This window comes from Sphingomonas panacis, assembly GCF_001717955.1.
Lineage (GTDB): Bacteria > Pseudomonadota > Alphaproteobacteria > Sphingomonadales > Sphingomonadaceae > Sphingomonas > Sphingomonas panacis.
Genome location: NZ_CP014168.1, coordinates 2,729,171 through 2,750,337 on the forward strand (window position 1 = coordinate 2,729,171; position 21,167 = coordinate 2,750,337).

Genomic DNA, 21,167 nt, shown 5'->3' on the forward strand with positions numbered 1-21,167 from the left:
CAGCCGCGCTTTGGGGAGGATGGCATGACCCGATTGCGGATGCGCGATGCCACGATCGATGACCTGCCCGCGATCGTCGCGATGCTTGCCGACGATATCAAGGGCGCCGCGCGCGAGGATGCCAGCCTGCCGCTCGACCCCGGCTATCTTGCGGCGTTCGCGGCGATCACCGCGAACCCGGGGATGCGGCTTGTGGTGGCGGAGTTTGACGGGCGCGTCGTTGGCACGGCGCAGATCGCGGTGTTGCCCGGCCTGTCGCGCAAAGGCGCATCGCGCGGCTATCTGGAGGCGGTGCGGATCGCGGGCGATCTGCGCGGGCAGGGGCTGGGCGCGGAGCTGGTCAACTGGGCGGTCGAACAGTGCCGCGCGGCGGGGTGCGGGATGGTGCAGCTCACCACCCAGCGCGACCGGATCGACGCGCACCGCTTCTACGAACGGCTCGGCTGGGAGCGCAGCCATATCGGTTACAAACTGCATTTGCAGGGTATCGCATGATCGACGAGGCGAGCGCAGCGGACGCGGCGGCGGTGGTCGCTTTGTGGCGCGCGTGCGGGCTGACGCGGCCGTGGAACGACCCGGATGCGGATTTCGCGCTGGCGCTGGCCACTCCGACCGCGACCGTGCTGGTGGCGCGCGAGGGGGCGGAGGTCAGCGGCAGCGCGATGGTCGGGTTCGACGGGCATCGCGGCTGGATCTATTATCTCGCCGTCGCGCCGGAACGGCAGCGCGGTGGACTTGGCCGGGCGCTGATGGCGGCGGCGGAGGCGTGGCTTGCCGCGCGCGGTGTGCCCAAGGTTCAGTTGATGGTGCGCGAGGGCAATACGGCGGCGCTCGGGTTTTACGATGCGCTTGGGCTGGAACGGCAGGACGTTGTGGTCCTGGGGCGCTTTCTTGAGGGTGATGCGACACGATGACGACGCTGTACGGTATCCGCAATTGCGACGCGATGAAGAAGGCGTGGACGTGGCTCGACGCGCATGGCGTCGCCTACACGTTTCACGATTACAAGAAGGCTGGGATCGACCGGGCGACGCTTGAGCGCTGGGCCGATGTGCTTGGCTGGGAGACGCTGCTCAACCGGGCGGGGACGACGTTCCGCAAGCTGCCCGAGGCGGACAAGGTGGATCTGGGCCGCGACAAGGCGATCGACTTGATGATCGCGCAGCCGTCGATGATCAAGCGGCCGGTGCTGGAGAGCGGCGCGACGCTGCTGGCGGGGTTCAAGCCCGAGGTTTACGCAGGCGCCGGGCTGAGCTGACCGTCCCCGCGCGCGGGGAGCATCAGGCGGCGGGTAACGTCAGCACGAAGCGCGCGCCGTGTCCGGGCGCGCTGTCGACGGTGATCTCGCCGCCCATCGCGCGCGCGAGCCGCCGCGCGATGTACAGGCCAAGGCCGCTGCCGCCGGGCTCGCGTGGATCGACGCGTTCGAACTTCTCGAAGATGCGCGCCTGATCCGCCTCGGCGATGCCCTTGCCCTGATCGGCGACGATGACGGCCGCGACCGCGCCCTCGCGCTCGGCGCGGACCCAGATCACCCCGCCCTCGGGCGAGTAGCGCACCGCATTGCCGATCAGGTTGACGAGGATCTGCAACACGCGGCGGAACTCGCCATGCGCGGGGAGCGCCTCGCCGAGCGCGGGCTTTTCGATCCGCACCTTCGAATCGGCCGCGCGCACCGCGAGCAGGCCAGCCGCTCGGCGCGCGAGATCGGCGATGTCGATCGGCTCGACCGCGACGTGGAAGTCGGGCCGTTCGATCGCCTGCAGATCGACGAGATCGTCGACCAGCCCGATCAGATGCCGCGCGGCGCTGGCGATGTCGGCGGCATATTCGGCGTAATCCTGCCGCAGCGGCCCGTCCGACTGGGCGTTGATGCTGTCGGCATTGGCGATGATCCGCCCGAGCGGGGCGCGAAGCGCGGTGTCGAGACGTGCCGCGAACGCGCCGCCGGCATCGTCGATGGTTTGCGCGCTGTCGGGACGCTCGACCGTCACCGCGCCGATGAAGCCGACGAACTCGCCGCGAATATTGTTGCGTGGCGAAGCGGCGAGGCGAAGCGGCTCGCCGGTCGCGCGCAGCCGCGCGGGCTGGTCCTCGAACCGCTCGCGCATCGCGAGGCCACCGAGGATCGGGAAGCCGCCGGTCTCGTCCCCACCGAGCAGGAACAAGGTGGTGAGCGGCTGCCCGAGCAGCGAATCGGCATCGAAACCGTGGCGCGTGCCGACATCGGGGGTGAGAAAGGTCAGCCGCAGCGCCGCGTCGGTCTCCCAGCGCCAGTCGGCGTCGGCAGCGAGCGCGGCGTGTTCCGCCTCGCCGCTGGTGGCGGGTGCGGTCCAGGCCGGGCGGCCGCTCCAGCCGGTGATGGTGAGCGAAACGCCCGCCGCGCCCGGCTCGGCGCGTACCCACAATTGCAGATCGTCCGCCCCGTCCGCCGCGACCACGCCGCGCGAGACGAGAATGCCGAGCCGCTGCGCGAGCCGCGCCAGCCGCGCGAGTTGCGGCACCGCCAGCGGTTCGCCGAGCGCACCGCCGGCGCGCGCGTTGAGATCGTTCAGCCGCTGGTCGGCCGAGATCAGCCGCCCGTCGGGACCGACGAGGCCACGCACCAGCGGCAGCACCGGCTCGTGCGCGCTCATGCCCGTACCCCACGCGCGACGGCGAGCATCGCGGCGCGATAGTCCGGGGGAAGCAGCAGCGGCGTGATCGCTACGCGGGCCTGCTCTGGCGCGATCGCGGCGATGCTGTCGAGCGTGTCGGCGAAATGCTCGATGTCGCGGCGCGGATCGGCTTCGCACAGCGCCAGCCCGATATGGGCGATCGCGGTGCGGTCCAGTTCCAGCGCGCGCAGCACCAGCCACAGCCGCTCGGCATCGGGATCGAGCACGAGATCGCGCACGTCGCCATAGCCGAGGCCGAGCGCATGGCCGAGCAGGGCGATGAACAGCGACAGCCGCTGGTCGGCGAGCGCGTCGGTCAGCAACGCGGTGAGTTCCTCCGCGCGCGCGTCGAGCGCGGCGGCGAGGCGAGTCGACGCCGCTTCGAGTCCGTCGCTTTCGTCATGTGCGGCGATGCTGCGCTGCGCCGCTTCGGCGAGCGCGCGGTCGAGCGCGTCGATATCGCCGGCGGCGACGTCGCGGAGCGCGGCGGCGACCCACCATATCAGCCGGCGGTGGATTGCAGCCGGGAGATCGGTGCGCAGTGTCGTCCCGGTGACGATCGGCGCCTTGCGGTGAGCCTCAGCGGCGAGCAGCGCGACGGCACCGCGCGCGATTCGCTGATCGGGGTCGCGTGACAGGCGCGCGAGCAGGCTCGGCTGATCGGCACGGTCGGGCGGTTCGATCGGCAACGCGTCGGCGATCAGTCCCTGCCGCACGCGCCCGATCAGCTCGTGCATCAGCTCGGGATCGCGCAGCAACCCGGCCGCGCGCAGGCGATCGAGCGCGGGCACGCCGTCTGCGATCAGCCCGGCAAGCTGCGGCAGCGCGCGCGCGGTGAGCAGGCGGGCGGCATGCGCGCGAATCGTGGTTTCGAGCCCGCCGACCAACGATTCGAGCGTGACCGCGAGCGCTGCCCGCGCGCGATCGTCGAGCCGGCCGTCATCGCCGAGGAAGGCATCGTCGATCGCGGTGGCGAGCCGGCGATCGGCACGCAGATCCGCAGCCGCCGCGCGCGCGAGCAGCGTGGGGGCGGCAGGCCGGCCGCCGGTCTTCGGATCGCGATCGCTGATCGACATGACCGCATGCGTAGCGCGGTATCGTTAAGACTGGCCTAAGGATTTTCGATCAGCGTTTCGATCGCGACGGCGAGAGTCACGGCGGCATAGAGGCCGGCGACGCCGAGCGCGACGAGCGGATAGCCGAACAGCGCGAAGGGTAGCATCACGATCGGCGCGGCGGTGAGGCTCGACCACCAGCGTCGCGGCCAGGTGGCGAGCGCGATCCGCTCGACCAGACCCCCGGCGACCAGCGCGCCGATCGCCAACGCCCAGCCGAGCGCGACATGCGTGGCATTGCCGACCGCGAGCAGGCTCGCCGCCGCCAGCCCCGGCGCCGCGACCGCCAGCACGCGCGCCGGCAGCGCCTCGTCGCGCAGCCACGCGAGCGTGTGGGCGATCGTCGCGAGCAGCATCGCCGCGAGCAGCACCACGAGCCCGATCGCCGGCCACCCCGACAGGATCGCACCCAATCCGCCCAGCCCGGCGACACCCGCACCGAGGCTGAACGCCCAGCTCGGCGCTGAGCGCGCGAGCAAGGGCGGCAACAGCAGCCGCGAGGGCAGCGCGGTGGCGTAGCGATCCGCCCAGCGCTCGGGCTGCGCCATCAGCGTCGCGACGATGGCATTGCCCCAGCGCGCCAGCGCCTGCGAGTCGCGTTCGATGCCGTGAGTCGGTTCGGCGCTCTTGGGCAGACGGACCTGGCGTGCGCCCGATTGCGCGACGATGCGCAGCAAGGTCGACTGGAAATCATAATCGTGCGGCATCGCCGCGACATCCTTGATCCGCGCGACCTCGATCAGCGCGAGGCCGGCCCAGGCGGTCGAGACGCCGATCCGCTCGAACCTATCGTCGCCGTCATCGGTGACGAGGAGGGTGTCGCCGCGTTCGGCGGCGAGCAGCGATACCGTGTCGCCGGTCGTGACCACGCCGTCCGCCACCACCGCCACGCGCGCGAGCGGGTGGAGCTTCTCGACCGCTTCGGTCGCGGTGCGGACCGCGTCGACGGTGACGCCGCGCCGCCCGATCCGGCTGATCGCGCCGAGCAGCCCCGGCGTCATCCGCGCCACCGCCAGCACGATCTGAGTCGCGCCGGCCGCGATCAGCAGCCGCGCCTGGAATTCGATGAGCGTCAGTCCGCCGAACGGCAGCGTCTCCGCCAGCGTTCCCGCACGATCCTCGGCATCTTCCGTCGCAAAAATCAGGCCCGCCAGCATCGGGGGCCATTAGTCGGAGTTGCCGGCAAAGGCAAAGGTGATGCGGAAACGTGCCGTTTGCGACATTCTCCCCTCCCTTCCAGGGCAGGGGAATCGCATTTGGCGATGAGAGGGCTATCCAAGTTTGATAGATTGGATTCTGTAGTCTCTCCTGGGTTGCCGGGGAGATTGGTATGCGCGGGTTCCGTGAGGTGTTCGATGTCGTGCCGGACCCACGACGTTCGAACAGCAGCCATGCTTTGCCGGATATCTTGCTGATCGCGTTCGCCGCGCTGCTGTGTGGGGCCGAGACATGCGTCGATATCGCCGAGTTCGGCGAGGCGAAGCGGGACTGTCTTGGCCAGTTCCTGAAGCTGGATCATGGAACGCCGAGCCACGACACGTTCAGCCGGGTCTTTCGCACGCTCGATCCGCCGTCGTTCGAGCGGGCGTTTCAGCGCTTCGTCAGTGCTTTTGCCGCAACGCTGGAGCGCCAGGGGATCGCCGGGCCAATCATTGCCATCGACGGCAAGTCGTTGCGGGGGGCCGTCGATAGCGCGCGCCGCACCATGCCTTTGCATCTGGTGAGCGCCTGGGCGGCCGATCATCGGCTGGTGCTGAGCCAGTGCCGCGCGCATAATCGCAGCGAAGTCACCGCGGCCCGCGAGATCATCGCCCTGCTCGACCTGACCGGCTGTACGGTTACCGCCGATGCGCTGCATGCCAGCCGCCGGACGGTCTCGGCGATACGGGCGCGCGGTGGCGACTATGCTCTGATCATCAAAGGCAATCGCGGACCGCTGCACGCCGCGATCCGGGATCTGCTCGCCGATCCCGACGCCGCACAGGCTGCCAGCACCAGCGAGACCGCGCATGGCAGATACGAAGAGCGGCGGGCATGGGTCGTCCCCGCGCCCGCCGACTGGGCCGATCGATATGGCTTCGAGGGTCTGGGCGCCATCGTGCGGATCGACAGTCTGCGCCGCGTCAAAGGCGAGGAGCAAACCGACACCCGCTATGCCATCCTCTCCCGCTTCCTGCCGCCGCGCGAGGCGCTTCGGGTGATCAGGGCACACTGGACGATCGAGAATCAGCAACACTGGCTGCTCGATGTCGCCTTCGGCGAAGATCGCATCCACACCCGATCCGATCACTGCGCCGAAAACCTCGCCCTCCTGCGAAGGCTCGCCCTCAACCTTCTCCAGCACGATCCAAGAAAGCTTTCCATCCGCGCCAAAATCAAACGCGCCGGATGGGATGACCACTACCTCGCAACCCTCCTCCGCCAAATGCGATAGCCCTGCTTCCAGGGAGGGGAGTGGAAGCGAAAACGGCCTAGAGCCGCTCCACCGCCCGGCGCAGCCGGCGCACCATCGCCATGTCGAGCGGCTGGGCTTCGGCGGCTTCGCTCGCCACCGCCATCAGCCGTACCGCGCCGAAACTGGCGGCGAGGCCCTTGAGCCGGCTTGCCGCCAGCCGCCAGTCGGAGGCGCGCCGCGCCGCTTCGAGCTGGTCGAGCGCGCGGTTGGCGCTGTCGAGAAAGGCGCCGCGCAGTTCGGCGATCAGCTCGGGTTCGTCGCCCACCGCCGCCGCCAGCGTCGCATCGATTGCTCCGGGATCATAAGCCATAACGGACCATTATCACGACGGACGTTAAGGCAAGGTTTCGCAATTCACTTTCCCGTCGCCGAAATCATGGTAAACACATGCAAATGAACGGGGGTTCTCGCATCATTGATCTTCGCCCGGGGGCACCGGGGGATTTTTCGGTCGGCGAAAGCGCCGGGAGCGGAGAGCATATCAACGAGCTGCCGGCGGACCTTCCGCAAGACGGGATTCATCTCGACGACGAACCGGAGACCACGCCGGCCGATCGCTTCGGCTGGCTGCTGCCCGCGCTCGGCGCGCTGGCGTCGGTTGGTTGGGTCGGCACGATGCTCGCGCTGAGCTGGAGCCGGCTTGCCGCCACGCCGCCGATGGAGCTGACGGTGTTCCTCGCGGCCTTATGCGTGCCGCCTGCGCTGATCGGTATCGGACTGCTGCTCACGCTTCGCACCAGCCGGGCCGAGGCGAATCGCTTCGGCCGCACAGCGCAGGCGATGCGCGCCGAGGCGGCGTCGCTCGAAAGCACGATCGCGGGGTTGTCGCGCGAAATCGAGGACAATCGCGAACGGCTGGCCGAGCAGGCCGCGACATTGGCGATGCTCGGCGAGACCGCGACCGCGCGGCTCGGCAGCATCGGCGGCGGCATCGCCGCCGAGATCGCGCGCGCCGAGGCCAATGCCCAGTCGCTCGCCACGCTTTCGGCCGATGCCTGCGCGAATCTCGACGTGCTGGTCGCGATGCTGCCGCGTGCCGGCGAGGATACCGCCGCACTCACCGAACAGCTCAAGCACACCGCGATCGCGGCGAGCGAAAGCGCGACGGCGCTCGACGCGCAACTCGTCGCGCTCGCCGAGCGCGGGCGCGAGGCGGATCAGGTCGCCGGCGGCGCCGCGCAGAAGCTCGCCGCCAATCTGATGCGGATGAAGGCGATCAGCGAATCGGCGGCGGCGCGGCTCGAACAGGTCAGCGCGGACATGTCGGCATCGGTCGACAGCCTGCTCGACCGCACCGCTGGCGCGGTCGATGAGGCGCGCAAGGGGATAGGCGCACAGGGCGAGGCGATGCTGGCGATGCTCGGCGCCAATCAGGCCGCGCTCGACCATGCTGCCCGCGACAGCGCCGAGGCGCTCGCCGCGCGGATTTCCGACATCGACACGGTGATCGACCGGATCGCGGCGCGGCTGGCGACGCAGAGCGACGCCACCACCGACATGGTCGAGATGCTCGGCGCCGGCGTCGAGCATCTGTCGGCCGAGTTCGACAGCTTCCACGCCCGCCAGGCCGCGCGGGCGCAGGATCTTGCCCTGGCGATCGAGGCGCTACGCGCATCGGCCGAAGGCATGTCCGAAACGATCCGCACCGGCGACGACATCGCCACAACGACGATCGCGACGACCGAGCGGTTGCTGACCGCGCTCGATTCGGCGACGCGGGAGATCGACGAGACGGTTCCTGCCGCGCTCGCCCGGCTCGACGAGCGGATCGGCGCGAGCCGCCGTCTGGTCGGCGAGGCCAAGCCCGAACTGGGCGCGCTCATCACCGCCGCCGAAAGCACGCACGCCGCGATCGAGTCGGTCGCCTTCGTGATTTCCGGCCAGAGCACGCGGGCGGAGCGGCTCGCCGGAACGCTGCAAACGACTCTGGCGGCGAGTGCCGACCGGGCGGCAGAGCTTGGCGCGTCGGTCGAATCGACGATCGCACATGCGAACCGCTTCGCGGGAGAAGCCGCGCCGCGCCTTGTCGATGCGCTGCTGCGCGTTCGCGACACCGCCAACGCCGCCGCCGCCAGCGCGCGCGAGACGCTCGCCAGCGTCATCCCCGAGGCCGCCGCCGCGCTGGAGGCGGCGAGTGCGGACGCGATGCAGCGCGCCGCGGCGTCCTCGCTCGACCTCAACATCTCCGCGATCGGCGAGGCGGCCGAAGAGGCCGCGCGCGTCGCCGAACGCATGGCGGCGCGGATCGCCGAGCAGGTCGCGACGATCAGCGCGGCCAGTGCGATCGTCGAGACTCGAGTCGAGCAGGCGCGCAACGAACGCGAAAACGCCGAGGAGGAGAGTTTCGCACGTCGTGTCTCGCTGCTGATCGAGGCGCTCAACTCGGCCTCTATCGACATCGCCAAAGCGTTCTCGACCGAAGTCGCCGACAGCGCCTGGGCGGCGTATCTGCGCGGCGATCGTGGCGTGTTCACCCGCCGCGCGGTGCGGCTGCTCGACGGCGGCGAGGCGCGCGAGATCGCCCGGCTGTACGACGACGACAATCGCTTCCGCGACCACGTCAACCGCTACATCCACGATTTCGAAGCGATGCTGCGCGCGATCCTCGCGCAGCGCGACGGATCGCCGCTTGGCGTGACGTTGCTGTCTTCGGACATGGGCAAGCTCTACGTGGCGCTGGCACAGGCGATCGAGCGGCTGCGGAGCTGAGCCTGGGTGGGGTTGGGGACGTTGCGCGTCCTCAACCCGTCGCCCCGGCGGAGGCCGGGGCCGTCGTGTGGTTGGACACGCGGCTCCCCAATTTGCGCAACGGCCAGCATCGGGTCGGATCGTCCCCCGGACGTTCCTTGAGCATGCGCGGCATGCTCAACCCGATGCTCCTTCGCCGGGGCGACGGGGGTGTTCAGGCGGTGCGCTGGCGGCGCTCGACCAGCGGGTTCGCCTCGCGCTCCAGCATCGCCAGCGTGCGTTCGAACAGCGGGCGCAGGGTTGCCACCAGCGCCAGCATCGCCTCGGGCGTGTCGTGGCTTTCGAGGCAATCGCGCGCGGTCGTCTCGAGTCGTTCGGCGAGGTCACCCAGCGGTTCAGCGCCGAACTGACGCGATTCGCTTTTGAGCGTGTGCGCGGGCATCACCAGTCCGGCGGCGCTCCGCGCGTGCATCGCGGCTTCGATCGCGGCGACCGATTTCACGCCATCCTCGCGGAAATAGCCGAGAATACGCACGAAGCTGGCGCCCAGCTCGTTGCGCACGCGCGCGAACACGGTCCAGTCGACAAGCTCTCGATCGTCCAGCGACACGGCCATTCTCCTCCATCGCGATCAGAGCGGTCGCGGTGGTCATGGCCGATCGTCTACACGCGCCGCGTAAACGAGATGTTGACGAGCGCTCAACCAAGTCGAGCGTGAGACATCTACCGGTCGAATGGGTTCTTCGGTGCGCGCAACGTCAGTCGCACGGGCACCGCGCCGAAGCCGAGATCGCGGCGGATACCATTGATAAGATACCTTTGGTAGCTCATCGGCAGTTGATCGACGCGGGTGCCGAACAACACGAAGCCCGGCGGACGGGTTTTAGCCTGAGTGAGATAGCGCAACTTGATTCGCTTGCCGCCGGGGGCGGGCGGGGGATTGGCGTCGACCGCTTTTTCGAACCAGCGGTTGAGTTCGCCCGTGCCGACGCGACGCGACCATGCCTCGCGCGTGTCGAACGCGACCTTGATGAGCGTGTCGATGCCCTTGCCCGTCGCCGCGGAGACGGTCAGCACGGGCAGGCCCTTGACCTGGCTCAGCCCCTCTTCGAGCGCACTGCGGATGCCGTTGAACAGGCTGCTGCCATTCTCGGCGACATCCCATTTGTTGATCGCGACGATCAGCGCGCGGCCTTCCTGCAACGCGGCGTCGGCGATGCGCAGATCCTGCGCCTCCAGCCCGCGTGTCGCATCGAGCAGCAGCACGACCACTTCGGCGAAGTCGATCGCGTGGAGCGCGTCGGCGACCGAGAGCTTTTCGAGCTTGTCCTGCACCAGCGCGCGCTTGCGCATGCCGGCGGTGTCGATCAGCCGGACCGGGCGGCCTTCCCACATCCAGTCGATCGCGATCGAATCGCGCGTGATGCCGGCTTCCGGCCCGGTGATGAGCCGTTCCTCGCCGAGCATGCGGTTGATGAGAGTCGATTTGCCCGCGTTCGGCCGGCCGATGATGGCGAGCTTGAGCGGACCTTGTTCGTAGAATTCCTCGTCCTCGGGCGCTTCCTCGGCCGGCGCCTGGCCGTCGGGTTCGAGGTGCGGCAACAGCGCCTCGAACAATTCGCCCATGCCTTCGCCGTGCTCGGCGGAAAGCTGGACGGGATCGCCGAGACCAAGCCCGAGCGCCTCGATGATGCCGGATTCGCCGGCGCGGCCCTCGGCCTTGTTGGCGACGAGCACGATCGGCGTGGTCGATCCGCGCAGCCAGCGCGCGATTTCCGCGTCGAGCGGCACGATACCGGCGCGCGCATCGATCAGGAACAGCGCGACATCGGCCTGCGCGACGGCGGCTTCGGTCTGCTGGCGCATCCGGCCGGGCAGCGAGGCGGCGTCCTGATCCTCATAGCCGGCGGTGTCGATGACGCGGAAATCGAGGCCGATCAGCGAGGCATCGCCTTCGCGGCGATCCCGCGTGACGCCGGGGCGATCATCGACGAGCGCGAGCTTCTTGCCGACGAGACGGTTGAACAAAGTCGACTTGCCGACGTTGGGCCGGCCGATAATCGCGACCACGGGGAGATTGGGCATTGCGCTCCCTTACGGCACGCAGGGCGGTTCGTCACCCCCGCGCCTTAGCGGTGTTCGCCGGCAAAGATGAGACCGCCGCGCCAAGCCACCGGTCATGCCGGACTTGTTCCGGCATTCACCGTTCAACAAGCCTTGAAGCCGCTGATTGCGTGGCACGGTGGACCCGGAACAAGCCCGGGATGACGAAGTATTCGGCGAGATCTTACGACTTTCAAACGCCTGCAGTCGCGGGACATGCGCCGAACGCAGGTGTCTCGACTTCGCTCGACACGGACGATTGTGGTGGGAAGCGCCGGCGCATCCCTCGACTTCGCTCGGGACGAACGGAGTGGGGGGGGCGGGCCGCAGCCCGCCACCTCACTTATACGCGACCACATGTCCCTTCTGGTCGAGCACGTAGAGCGTCGACTTGGCGACGATCGGCGGCAGCGTGAAGCTGGTTTTGGCCTCGATCGTCGACACCACCTTGCCGGTATCGGGCGCCGCCGAAACGATCTGGCCGAGCGAGTTGGTCAGCACCAGCCGCCCGCCCGCCAGCACCGGGCCGAACCAGGTGATCGGGTTCTTGTGCTTTTCCTTCTTCTTCTTTTTCTTCTTTTCGCCGCCATCGTCGGCGACGATCTTGTCGCTCTTGTAATGCTGGAGCTGCGCGATCCACCGCACCTTGCCCGTGCCGCGCGCGAGGCAGACCAGCCGCGCATCATCGGTGACGAGGAACAGCCATTCGCCCGCTACCCATGGCGTCGAGATACCAGCGAAATTCTGTTCCCACTGGCGCTGGCCCGAGACGATCTCGAGCGCGACGGTGCGGCCGCCTTGCCCGACCGCGAACACCGTGCCGCGATCGACCACCGGATCGGCATCGATATCGGCGAGCGACGACACCGAGGTCGAAATGCTCGACCGCGACAGCGCATCCTGCCACAGCGTGCGGCCGTTCTCGTAGCGATAGGCGGTGAGTTCGCCCGAGGAGAAGCCCGCGATCACGGTGCCCTGCGCGAACGCCGGGGCGGCCACGCCGAACACGCCTTGCGTTTCGAGCGAGCCCGAACCCGACCACACGATCGAGCCGTCCGCCTGCGACAGCGCGTAAAGCTGGTTGTCCTGGCTCAGCACATAGAGCTGGCCCAAAGCGAGCGTCGGCGCGTTGCGCAACGGGCCGCCTGGCTTGACGCGCCACAACTCCTTGCCGTCCTTGGCATCGAACGCGACGACATCGCCGAGGCCGTCGGTCGCGAAGACCTTGCCATCTTCGAAGCTCACACCGCCGCCGAAACGGGCGGAACGGTTCTTCTTGTCCGATCCCTTGGCGATATCGGCGGTCCATATCTTCGCGCCGGTCGCGGCGTCGAAGGCGTGGATCGTCGCATCGACATCGACCGCGAACAGCTTGCCGTCGGCGACGATCGGCGCCGAGCCGAGCCGCTGGCGGTTCGAGCCGCCATCGATCTGCGCGGTCCACTGCCGCGTCAGCGCGGTGCCGAGCGCGAGCTGGCCGAGCGAGCGGGACGCGCTGCCGCCGGGCTGAGCCCAGGTGTCATTCACGGTCGCCTCGGGGAGCAGTACCTGCACGTCGGCGATCGTCTTGTCGGCGTCGGCCGCGCTTTCGGATGCGAGGATCGGGATGCGCTCGCCGAGCGTCGGCGTCTTGTGACGGCCCGAGCCCTTCAGCGCGGCACAGCCGCTCAGCGCCAGCGCGGCAGATGCCGTCGCGGCCAGAAATATCCTCGTCTTCATTTCGCCTTCTTGTCCTCACCCTGATCGACGGCATCGACGCCGAGCGCGCCCGTCATCTGTACGGCACGCTGGCGGATGCTGCCGGGTACATCTTCGTTACGCGCGATCTGCGCGAACAGCGGCCCAGCCAGATCGGGCTTGTTCATGCGCAGATAGGCCATCGCGACCAGTTCGCCGGCGCTGCCGAACCATGCGTTGTTCGGTTTGGCGAGATCGCGCAGCCGCGAGACCACCACATCGGGCTTGAGGGTGTCGAACTCGGCGCTGGTCTGGCGGATCAGCGCGAGATCGCGGAACGGCTGGCCGACGCCGGTATCGGCGGCGATGGCGGCGAACAGCTTCGCCGCGCCGGGCAGATCGTTCTTCTGGAGCAGCAGATCGGCCTGGGTGAATTGCGCGAGCGCGCGGTAGCCGGGTTCGCTCGCCTTGGCGAGATCGGGCAGCGGCTTGGCGGCAGCGGCGTCCTTGGCGGCGATGCCGTCATACACCTTCTGCAACGCTTCGGCCTTTTCGCCCGCTTCGGATTGCTGGTGGCTGCGCCACAGCAGATAGCCGCCGAACGCGACCAGCGCGGAGATGATCGCGATGATCGCGATCCGCCCGTAACGCTGCCATGCGCCGGTGAGCTGGTCGCGGCGCAGTTCCTCATCGACTTCGCGCAGGAAAGCGGCATCGGTATTCGGCGGGACAGCCAACGCATAACTCCAATCGGGCGGGGAAGGCGCGGACCTTAGCGGGCCGCGGGTATTAGGGGAAGTGGCGTCAGTCCTTCGGCAGATACGTCTGGTCGACGCCCGGAAACGCGCGTGACCGGACATCGCGGGCATAGGTTTCAACCGCGGCGGAAATGCGGCCAGCCATGTCGTCGAAGGTCTTGACGAAGCGTGGCGTGCGCTCGAACATCCCGAGCATATCCTCGGTGACGAGCACCTGTCCGTCGCACTGCGCCGACGCGCCGATGCCGATGATGGGACACGCCACCTCCGTGGTGATGGTGCGCGCGAGCGGTTCGAGAATGCCCTCGGCGACGATCGCGAACGCGCCGGCGTCGGCGACGGCGCGCGCGTCGGCGAGGATCTTGGCATGCTCGGCTTCGCTGCGGCCGCGCGCGCCATAGCCGCCGAGCGCGTTGACCGCCTGCGGGGTGAGGCCGACATGCCCCATCACCGGGATGCCGCGTTCGGACAGGAAGGCGACGGTCGGCGCCATCGCCACGCCGCCCTCAAGCTTCACCGCCGCAGCGCCGGTTTCCGCCATGATCCGCGCCGCCGAGGCGAAGGCGGCTTGCGGGCTCGCCTCATAGCTGCCGAACGGCATGTCGATGACGACGACCGAGTGATAGCTGCCGCGCACCACCGCGGCGCCGTGCGCGCACATCATGTCGAGCGTGACCGGCAGCGTGGAGGGCAGGCCGTAGATCACCTGACCGAGACTGTCGCCGACCAGCAGGATATCGCAATGCGGATCAAGCAGTTGCGCCATCCGCACGGTATAGGCGGTGAGCATCACCAGCGGCTCGCCGCCTTTGCGCTTGCGGATCGCGGGCACGGTGAGCCGCTTCATCGGCGCCGGCGTGGGGTTGGCGCGGCTGGTCGCGGTGTCGATCGTGAAGGTCGTGGACATGCGGCTCCATACCGCCGGTCGCGCCCGCGCGCCAGATCGGTGTCAGCCGACGGTCACGCCCTTCCAGAACGCGAAGCGGCCCTTGATCTCGGCGGCGGCGGATTTGGGGTCGGGATAGTACCATACCGCATCGGGATTGCGTTCGCCGTTCACGACCAGCGTCTTGTAGCTGGCGGTGCCTTTCCACGGGCAGATCGTGTGCGTGGCGCTGTCCTCCAGCAATGCCGGATCGACCGAGTCGGCGGGGAAATACTGGTTACCCTCGACGACGACGGTATCGTCCGATTGCGCGATGATCGCGCCGTTCCAGCGTGCGGTGGGCATTGTGGACGTCCTTTCGATCCTCCCCGCGATGCGGGAAGATCAGGTGTGGAGGAGCTTCAGCACCAGCTCGGCATGTTCGGGGCGGGCGATCAGCAGGTCGGGCATATATACGTCGGCATTGTTGTAGACGAGCGGCGATCCGTCGATCCGCGAGCAGTGCAGCCCATAAGCCGCCGCAACCGCCACCGGCGCGGCGCTGTCCCATTCGTACTGCCCGCCCGAATGGAGGTAGATGTCGGCCTGGCCCAGCACCACCGCCATCGCCTTGGCGCCGGCGGACCCCATCGGCACCAGCTCCGCGCCGAGCTTGGCCGCGATCGCGATCGCTTCGGGCGCGGGCCGGGTGCGGCTGACGACCATGCGCAGTTGCGCGGGTGCCGGGGGAATGGGGGCGGGGCGGTCGCTGCGCAGGACGAGGCCGGCATCGGGCAGCGCGACCGCGCCGATGCTGGCGACACCGTCGATCGCGAGCGCGACATGCACCGCCCAATCGGCGCGCGCCTCGCCATATTCGCGCGTGCCGTCGACCGGATCGACGATCCACACGCGCTTCATGCCGAGCCGCGTGCCGTCGCACTTCATCTCTTCGGACAGCAGTCCGTCATCGGGCCGCGCCTCGCGCAGCGCGTGGACGAGGAACTGGTTGGCGGTCTGGTCGCCGGCCTTGCCGAGCGCTTGCGGCGAGAAGATGCCCGAGCCGCGCACATCGCGCAGCAATTTGCCGGCGGTCTCGGCAAGGTGCGCGGCGAGGTCGGCGTCGGTCATGCTCACAGGTCATGGCTCCAGATGCCGATGATCGCCTCGACGATCACGTCCGCCGCCTGATCGGCGGTCAGCTTGGTGGTGTCGATGCGGATTTCGGGGGTGAGCGGCGGCTCATAGGGGCTGTCGATGCCGGTGAAGTTCTTGAGTTGGCCCGCGCGCGCCTTCTTGTAGAGGCCCTTCACGTCACGCGCCTCGGCCTCGGCGAGCGGGGTGTCGATATGGACCTCGATGAACTCGCCGGCGGGCAGCATCTGCCGCACCATGTCGCGCTCCGAGCGGAACGGCGAGATGAACGCGGTGATGACGATCAGCCCGGCATCGGTCATCAGCTTGGCGACCTCGCCGACGCGGCGGATGTTCTCGACTCGGTCGGCATCGGTGAAGCCGAGATCCTTGTTGAGACCGTGGCGGACATTGTCGCCATCGAGGAGGAAACTGTGCTTGCCGCGCGCGTACAGCTTCTTCTCGACGATATTGGCGATGGTCGATTTGCCCGATCCCGACAGCCCGGTGAGCCACACCAGACGCGGCTGCTGCCACTTCTGCGCGGCATGGACATCGCGCGTGATGTCAACGGCTTGCCAGTGGATGTTGTCGGCACGACGCAAGCTGAAATGGATCATGCCGGCCGCGACGGTGGCGTTGCTCATCTTGTCGATCAGGATGAAGCCGCCGAGATCGCGGTTCTGCGCATAGGGTTCGAACGCGATCGGCCGGTCGGTGGCGAGGTTGGCGACGCCGATCGCGTTGAGATCGAGCGTCTTCGCCGCCAGATGCTCCATCGTGTTGACGTTGACCTGATATTTCGGCTGCTGGAGCGTCGCCGAGACGGTCTGCGTGCCGATCTTGAGCCAGTAGGGCCGGCCCGGCAGCATCTCGGCTTCGTCCATCCACACGATCGTCGCCTCGAACTGGTCGGCGACCTGCGGTGGCGCATCGGCGGCGGCGATGACGTCGCCGCGCGAGCAATCGACCTCGTCGGCGAGAGTCAGCGTCACCGACTGGCCGGCGATGGCTGCGTCGAGATCGCCGTCGAGCGTGACGATCGACTTGACGGTCGAGGTCTTGCCCGAGGGCAGCACGCGGATCGCATCCCCCGGTGCGATCCGCCCGCTTGCGATCAGCCCGGAGAATCCGCGGAAATCGAGGTTGGGGCGGTTGACCCACTGCACCGGCATGCGGAACGGCTTCTGCGCGTCGAGCGTCGCATCGACCGCGACGGTTTCGAGATGCTCCATGAGCGTCGGCCCGGCGTACCAGGGGGTGTTGGCGCTGGCGCTGGTGATGTTGTCGCCCTTGAAGCCCGAGATCGGCATCGCGACGAACGCCTCGATCCCGATCGATTTGGCGAAGGCGGTGTAGTCGGCGACGATCGCCTCGAACACGCTCTGGTCGTAGCCGACCAGATCCATCTTGTTGACCGCCAGCACGATGTTGCGGATGCCGATCAGGTGCGCGAGGTAGGAATGCCGCCGCGTCTGGACGAGCACGCCCTTGCGCGCGTCGATCAGGATCACGGCGAGATCGGCGGTCGAGGCGCCGGTCACCATGTTGCGGGTATATTGTTCGTGGCCCGGCGTGTCGGCGACGATGAACTTGCGTTTCTCGGTCGCGAAGAAGCGATAGGCGACATCGATGGTGATGCCCTGCTCGCGCTCGGCGGCGAGGCCATCGACCAGCAACGCGAAATCGATCTCGCCGCCCTGCGTGCCGACTCGCTTGCTGTCCGCCTCGAGCGCGGCGAGCTGATCCTCGAAGATCATCTTCGAATCGTAGAGCAGCCGCCCGATCAGCGTCGACTTGCCGTCATCGACCGAGCCGCAGGTGATGAAGCGCAACATCGTCTTGTGCTGATGCGCGTCGAGATACGCGTCGATATCCTCGGCGATGAGGGTGTCGGTCTGGTAGATCGGGTCTTGAGTGTCGGTCATGTCTTCCAGTCCGTCATGCCAGCGCAAGCTGGCATCTCATGGGGGAGGGCGCGCGCGAGCCGCACGAGACCCCAGCGTGCGCTGGGGTGATGCCGGGGGCGGGGGAACCCATAACCCGTTCGTCCTGAGCGCAGTCGAAGGACGTGCCAAGGGCGGCAGCGTTTGGGGCACGTGCTTCGACTACGCTCAGCACGAACGGGAATGGGGCGGGGTCGCGCATCAGAAATACCCCTCCTGTTTCTTCTTCTCCATGCTCGCATCGCCGCCGTCCTTGTCGATCGCGCGGCCCTGGCGTTCGCTGGTGGTGGTGAGCAGCATTTCCTGGATCACTTCCGGCAACGTCTTCGCGCTACTCTCGACCGCGCCGGTGAGCGGGTAGCAGCCGAGCGTGCGGAAACGGATCGAGCGCTCCACGGGCACCTCGCCGGGGTTGAGGCGGAAGCGCGCGTCGTCGACCATCAGCAGCAGCCCGTCACGCTCGACGGTGGGGCGGGGCGCGGCGAAATAGAGCGGCACGATCTCGATGCCCTCAAGCTGGATGTACTGCCAGATATCGAGTTCGGTCCAGTTCGAGATCGGGAACACGCGCATGCTCTCGCCCCTGGCCTTGCGCGCGTTGTAGAGGTGCCACAGTTCGGGGCGCTGCGCCTTGGGGTCCCAGCGGTGTGAGGCTGTGCGGAACGAGAAGATGCGTTCCTTGGCGCGGCTCTTCTCCTCGTCGCGCCGCGCGCCGCCGAACGCCGCGTCGAAACCGTACAGGTCGAGCGCCTGCTTCAACCCTTCGGTCTTCCACATATCGGTGTGCAAGGGGCCGTGGTCGAAGGGGTTGATCCCCTTCTCGCGCGCCTCGGGGTTCTGATAGACGAGCAATTCCATGCCCGCCTCCGCCGCCGCCCGGTCGCGCAGCTTGTACATTTCCTGGAATTTCCACGTCGTATCGACGTGGAGAAGCGGGAAGGGTGGGGGCGAAGGGTAGAAGGCCTTCTTCGCCAGATGCAGCATCACCGCCGAATCCTTGCCGACCGAATAGAGCATCACCGGCTTCTCGGCTTCCGCGACCACTTCGCGCAGGATGTGGATCGCTTCGGATTCGAGGCGTTGCAGATGAGTCAGGGATTCCACGGGCATGTCCGATGAACGAGAATGAGCGCCCCCAAGACGGCGTGCGGGGGCCGCGGGCAAGCGAATGATTCTAGGCCGGCCCCAATCGCAGCTAGGCGGGGTTGATTGCCGCGCGCGAAATCAGCATGCGGGCGTTCGGACACAGCGGGGAGTCGCCGGGGTGAGCACCAGTTTCGATAACACCACCTTCCGCCGCGTGCTGGGACATTATCCCACCGGCGTCTGCGTCGTTACCGCTGTCGAGGAAGACGGCACGCCGATCGGCATGGTGGTCGGCTCGTTCACCTCGGTGTCGCTCGATCCGCCTTTGGTGGCGTTCTTCCCCGATCGCAAATCGACGAGCTGGCCGCGCATCGAGAAGGTCGGCAAGTTCTGCGTCAACGTGCTCGCCGCCGATCAGGAGGCGCTGTGCCGGCAATTCTCCGCGCGCGGGGCGGACAAGTTCGCCGGCATCTCGCACCGCACCTCGGCCAACGGTTCGCCGATCCTCGACGGGGTGGTGGCGTGGATCGACTGCAACCTCGATGTCGTCCACGAGGCGGGCGACCATTATATCGTGCTCGGCCGCGTGATCGCGCTGGAAGTGGAGGCGCCGAGCGCGCCGTTGCTGTTCTTCCAGGGGAGCTATGGGGCGTTTTCGGTGCTGGAGCCGTCGGTTACTCCTTGAGCCGCACACCCCGTTCGCCCTGAGCTTGTCGAAGCCTGTCCTGAGCGGCTTCGACAGGCTCAGCACGAACGGAGAAGGGGCTGGCGGTTACGATCGCGGCAATTGCGCGATCGGATCGACCGGGGTGCGGCCCTTGCGCATTTCGAAGTGAAGTTCGGGCCGGTCGGCCAGCCCGGTGTCGCCCGAAAGCGCGATCGTCTGGCCGCGCTTGACCGCCTGGCCGCGCTGGACGAGCAGCCGGCTGGCGTGGCCGTAGACGGTCGTCCAGCCGTCGCCGTGCTTGACGATGACGAGGCCACCGAGCGTCGGCACCTCGCTGCCGGCATAGGCGACCACGCCGTCGGCGGCGGCGTGGATCGGCGTGCCGACCGGGACCGCGATCTTGATGCCGTTGAAGCGCTCGCCGCTCGCGCCGCTGGGGCCGAAGCGCGCGACGATTCGGCCCTGCGCTGGCCAGCCGAACACCCCGCGCAGCCGCGACGGCTCGCTGATCGCCTCGGTCGGCGCGAGGACGCGGCGCGCCGAGCGTGAGGGCGGGGCAGGGCGCTGGTTGCTGGCGAGCGCCGGGGCGCTGCCGGTGATGAGATCGTCGACATCGAGGCGGAAGGCGGCGGCGCGTTCCGCCGCGCTGCTGCTGCCGGGCGTGGCTCCGGGGATCAGCACGCGCATGCCGGCGCGCAAGGTATAGGGTTCGCTGAGGCCATTGGCGGTGACGATCCGCGACCAGTCTATGCCATAGGCGCGTGCGATGGCGATGCCGGTCTCGCCCGAGCGGACGAGGTGATAGCGCCCGCCGGGGATCGACAGCCGCTGGCCCGCGCGAATCATGAACGGCACGGTGAGGCCATTGGCGCGCGCGATCGCTTCGGCGCCGGCGCCGGTGCGGTCCGCGACCGCGCGCAGCGTGTCGCCGGGGCGCACGACATAGGTGGTGGTGTCGATCGGCTTCGCATCGGCGTTGACCGGACGCGCCTGCCATGCCGGCCGCGGCGCGGGGAGCGCGGCGACGCCTTCGTCGATGCGGTACGGTTCGTAGCGCGGCGGGCCGCTGGGGGGCGGAGCATCCTGCCGCTCGGGCATGGTTTGCCTTGGGCGGTAGCGCGTGGCGTCGGGATTGGGCGCTGCGCCTTGCGGGATACAGGCGGCCAGTGCCGGCAGGAGAACGACCAACGACGCCGCAGTGCGCGACCGACCCCTAATCCACCCCATTGCGCGCCCTTATTGGAACCGTTCGCCGAGCATAGCGAGCGAGGCGCGATGTGTCAGGTCGAGATGCAGCGGGGTGACGGTGATGTGGCCGTGCTCGATCGCTTCGAGATCGGTCGCCTCCGTCGGCGTGTGGGGGATCCGCCCGAGCCGAAGCCAGTAATAGTCGAAGCCGCGCGGATCGGTGCGGCGGTCGAGCTGGAGCCGACCGTAGTCGCGCATCCCTTGGGCGACGACGCGAATGCCCTGCACGTCCTCCGCCGCGACCGGCGGGAAGTTGACGTTGACCAAGGTGCGCGGCGCGAACGGCGTGTCGACCAGCGTGCGCAGCACGCGCTCGCCCCAGGCTTCCGCCGCTGCGAAGGTGACGGCGTCGCCGAGGCCGCTGCCGGCATAGCGCTGGCTGAGCGCGATCGAGCGGATGCCGGCATGCGCGCCTTCCATCGCGGCGGCGACGGTGCCCGAATAGCTGACGTCCTCGCCGAGATTGGCGCCGCGGTTGACGCCCGACAGGATCAGGTCTGGCTTGGCGTCCTTCATGATCTCCGCGAGCGCGATCATCACCGCGTCGGTCGGCGTGCCGGTGACCGCCCAGCGCTTCTCGCCGAACGCGCGCAGCCGCACCGGCTCGGTGAGCGTGAGCGAGCGGCCCTTGCCCGATTGCTCTTCGATCGGTGCGACGACCGTGACGTCGTCGGAGAGCGTGCGCGCGATCCGTTCGAGCACGGCGAGGCCGGGCGCGTGGATGCCGTCATCGTTGGAGAGCAGGATACGCATCAGATCTTCGCAGTG

The 21,167-nt window shown here is 68.3% G+C and carries 21 protein-coding genes; 6 read left to right on the forward strand and 15 right to left on the reverse strand.

The window, feature by feature from the left end:
• The first annotated feature begins 24 nt into the window (after positions 1 to 24).
• From J0A91_RS12515 to J0A91_RS12525, 3 genes are read left to right on the forward strand one after another with little or no spacing between them, the layout of a single operon-like run.
• Positions 25 to 495 carry a GNAT family N-acetyltransferase gene (locus J0A91_RS12515; RefSeq protein WP_069205188.1) on the forward strand — a complete coding sequence of 157 codons (471 nt, stop codon included), beginning with the start codon at positions 25 to 27 and terminating at the stop codon, positions 493 to 495.
• Positions 492 to 914, forward strand: a complete 423-nt coding sequence (locus tag J0A91_RS12520; protein ID WP_069205189.1) for a GNAT family acetyltransferase — start codon at positions 492 to 494, stop codon at positions 912 to 914. Before J0A91_RS12515 ends, J0A91_RS12520 begins: the two co-directional genes overlap by 4 nt.
• On the forward strand, positions 911 to 1,258 hold the full coding sequence (locus J0A91_RS12525) for an arsenate reductase (protein WP_069205190.1): 348 nt from the start codon (positions 911 to 913) through the stop codon (positions 1,256 to 1,258). The genes J0A91_RS12520 and J0A91_RS12525 overlap by 4 nt, the downstream gene beginning before the upstream one ends.
• A gap of 22 nt (positions 1,259 to 1,280) precedes the next feature.
• Here the strand turns inward: J0A91_RS12525 and J0A91_RS12530 are convergent, their stop codons facing one another.
• Genes J0A91_RS12530 through J0A91_RS12540 form a run of 3 tightly spaced genes read right to left on the reverse strand, consistent with a single transcriptional unit; the run spans position 1,281 to position 4,929 of the window.
• The gene (locus J0A91_RS12530) at positions 1,281 to 2,636 is read right to left on the reverse strand and encodes a sensor histidine kinase (protein WP_069205191.1); all 1,356 of its coding nucleotides are present in this window, start codon (positions 2,634 to 2,636) and stop codon (positions 1,281 to 1,283) included.
• Positions 2,633 to 3,733, reverse strand: a complete 1,101-nt coding sequence (locus tag J0A91_RS12535) for a DUF2336 domain-containing protein (protein ID WP_069205192.1) — start codon at positions 3,731 to 3,733, stop codon at positions 2,633 to 2,635. The genes J0A91_RS12530 and J0A91_RS12535 overlap by 4 nt, the downstream gene beginning before the upstream one ends.
• 35 nt (positions 3,734 to 3,768) lie before the next feature.
• Entirely contained in the window at positions 3,769 to 4,929 is a 1,161-nt protein-coding gene (locus J0A91_RS12540) for a hypothetical protein (RefSeq protein WP_069205193.1), read from the reverse strand.
• Between the two features lie 173 nt (positions 4,930 to 5,102).
• Here J0A91_RS12540 and J0A91_RS12545 point away from each other — a divergent pair, with 173 nt between their 5' ends.
• Positions 5,103 to 6,206 (forward strand): ISAs1 family transposase, encoded by a 1,104-nt coding sequence (locus J0A91_RS12545; protein WP_069203655.1) that lies wholly within the window; start codon positions 5,103 to 5,105, stop codon positions 6,204 to 6,206.
• Between the two features lie 37 nt (positions 6,207 to 6,243).
• Here J0A91_RS12545 and J0A91_RS12550 read toward each other — a convergent pair whose 3' ends face one another.
• Positions 6,244 to 6,537: an Hpt domain-containing protein gene (locus J0A91_RS12550; protein WP_069205194.1), complete on the reverse strand. Its 294-nt coding sequence runs from the start codon at positions 6,535 to 6,537 to the stop codon at positions 6,244 to 6,246.
• 83 nt (positions 6,538 to 6,620) lie between these two features.
• On the opposite strand from J0A91_RS12550, the gene J0A91_RS12555 reads away from it, so the two are divergent.
• Complete coding sequence (locus J0A91_RS12555) at positions 6,621 to 8,936, forward strand: coiled-coil domain-containing protein (protein WP_069205195.1); 2,316 nt, start codon at positions 6,621 to 6,623, stop codon at positions 8,934 to 8,936.
• Positions 8,937 to 9,129: 193 nt separating this feature from the next.
• Here J0A91_RS12555 and J0A91_RS12560 read toward each other — a convergent pair whose 3' ends face one another.
• The 9 genes from J0A91_RS12560 to cysD all read right to left on the reverse strand — a co-directional run bounded on the left by J0A91_RS12560 (position 9,130) and on the right by cysD (position 18,508).
• Positions 9,130 to 9,531, reverse strand: coding sequence for an Hpt domain-containing protein (locus tag J0A91_RS12560; RefSeq protein ID WP_069205196.1), 402 nt, complete (start codon positions 9,529 to 9,531; stop codon positions 9,130 to 9,132).
• A 107-nt stretch (positions 9,532 to 9,638) separates the two neighbouring features.
• Positions 9,639 to 11,000, reverse strand: a complete 1,362-nt coding sequence (gene der / locus J0A91_RS12565) for a ribosome biogenesis GTPase Der (RefSeq protein WP_069205197.1) — start codon at positions 10,998 to 11,000, stop codon at positions 9,639 to 9,641.
• 357 nt (positions 11,001 to 11,357) lie between these two features.
• A complete protein-coding gene (locus J0A91_RS12570; protein WP_069205198.1) occupies positions 11,358 to 12,737 on the reverse strand; it encodes an outer membrane protein assembly factor BamB family protein in 1,380 nt (459 codons plus the stop codon).
• On the reverse strand, positions 12,734 to 13,432 hold the full coding sequence (locus J0A91_RS12575; protein WP_069205199.1) for a tetratricopeptide repeat protein: 699 nt from the start codon (positions 13,430 to 13,432) through the stop codon (positions 12,734 to 12,736). Before J0A91_RS12575 ends, J0A91_RS12570 begins: the two co-directional genes overlap by 4 nt.
• A gap of 67 nt (positions 13,433 to 13,499) precedes the next feature.
• Complete coding sequence (gene panB, locus J0A91_RS12580) at positions 13,500 to 14,360, reverse strand: 3-methyl-2-oxobutanoate hydroxymethyltransferase (RefSeq protein WP_069205200.1); 861 nt, start codon at positions 14,358 to 14,360, stop codon at positions 13,500 to 13,502.
• Between the two features lie 42 nt (positions 14,361 to 14,402).
• A complete protein-coding gene (locus tag J0A91_RS12585; protein WP_069205201.1) occupies positions 14,403 to 14,684 on the reverse strand; it encodes a DUF427 domain-containing protein in 282 nt (93 codons plus the stop codon).
• 39 nt (positions 14,685 to 14,723) lie between these two features.
• Entirely contained in the window at positions 14,724 to 15,449 is a 726-nt protein-coding gene (locus tag J0A91_RS12590) for a 3'(2'),5'-bisphosphate nucleotidase CysQ (protein ID WP_069205202.1), read from the reverse strand.
• 2 nt (positions 15,450 to 15,451) lie between these two features.
• Positions 15,452 to 17,380: a sulfate adenylyltransferase subunit CysN gene (gene cysN / locus J0A91_RS12595; RefSeq protein ID WP_069205203.1), complete on the reverse strand. Its 1,929-nt coding sequence runs from the start codon at positions 17,378 to 17,380 to the stop codon at positions 15,452 to 15,454.
• A gap of 219 nt (positions 17,381 to 17,599) precedes the next feature.
• Positions 17,600 to 18,508, reverse strand: a complete 909-nt coding sequence (gene cysD / locus J0A91_RS12600; protein ID WP_069205204.1) for a sulfate adenylyltransferase subunit CysD — start codon at positions 18,506 to 18,508, stop codon at positions 17,600 to 17,602.
• A 154-nt stretch (positions 18,509 to 18,662) separates the two neighbouring features.
• Here cysD and J0A91_RS12605 point away from each other — a divergent pair, with 154 nt between their 5' ends.
• The gene (locus J0A91_RS12605) at positions 18,663 to 19,169 is read left to right on the forward strand and encodes a flavin reductase family protein (protein WP_069205205.1); all 507 of its coding nucleotides are present in this window, start codon (positions 18,663 to 18,665) and stop codon (positions 19,167 to 19,169) included.
• 87 nt (positions 19,170 to 19,256) lie between these two features.
• Here the strand turns inward: J0A91_RS12605 and J0A91_RS12610 are convergent, their stop codons facing one another.
• Together J0A91_RS12610 and surE are read right to left on the reverse strand one after the other, a co-directional pair.
• A complete protein-coding gene (locus J0A91_RS12610; protein ID WP_069205206.1) occupies positions 19,257 to 20,378 on the reverse strand; it encodes a M23 family metallopeptidase in 1,122 nt (373 codons plus the stop codon).
• Positions 20,379 to 20,387: 9 nt separating this feature from the next.
• On the reverse strand, positions 20,388 to 21,152 hold the full coding sequence (gene surE / locus J0A91_RS12615) for a 5'/3'-nucleotidase SurE (RefSeq protein ID WP_069205207.1): 765 nt from the start codon (positions 21,150 to 21,152) through the stop codon (positions 20,388 to 20,390).
• Positions 21,153 to 21,167: the final 15 nt, after the last annotated feature.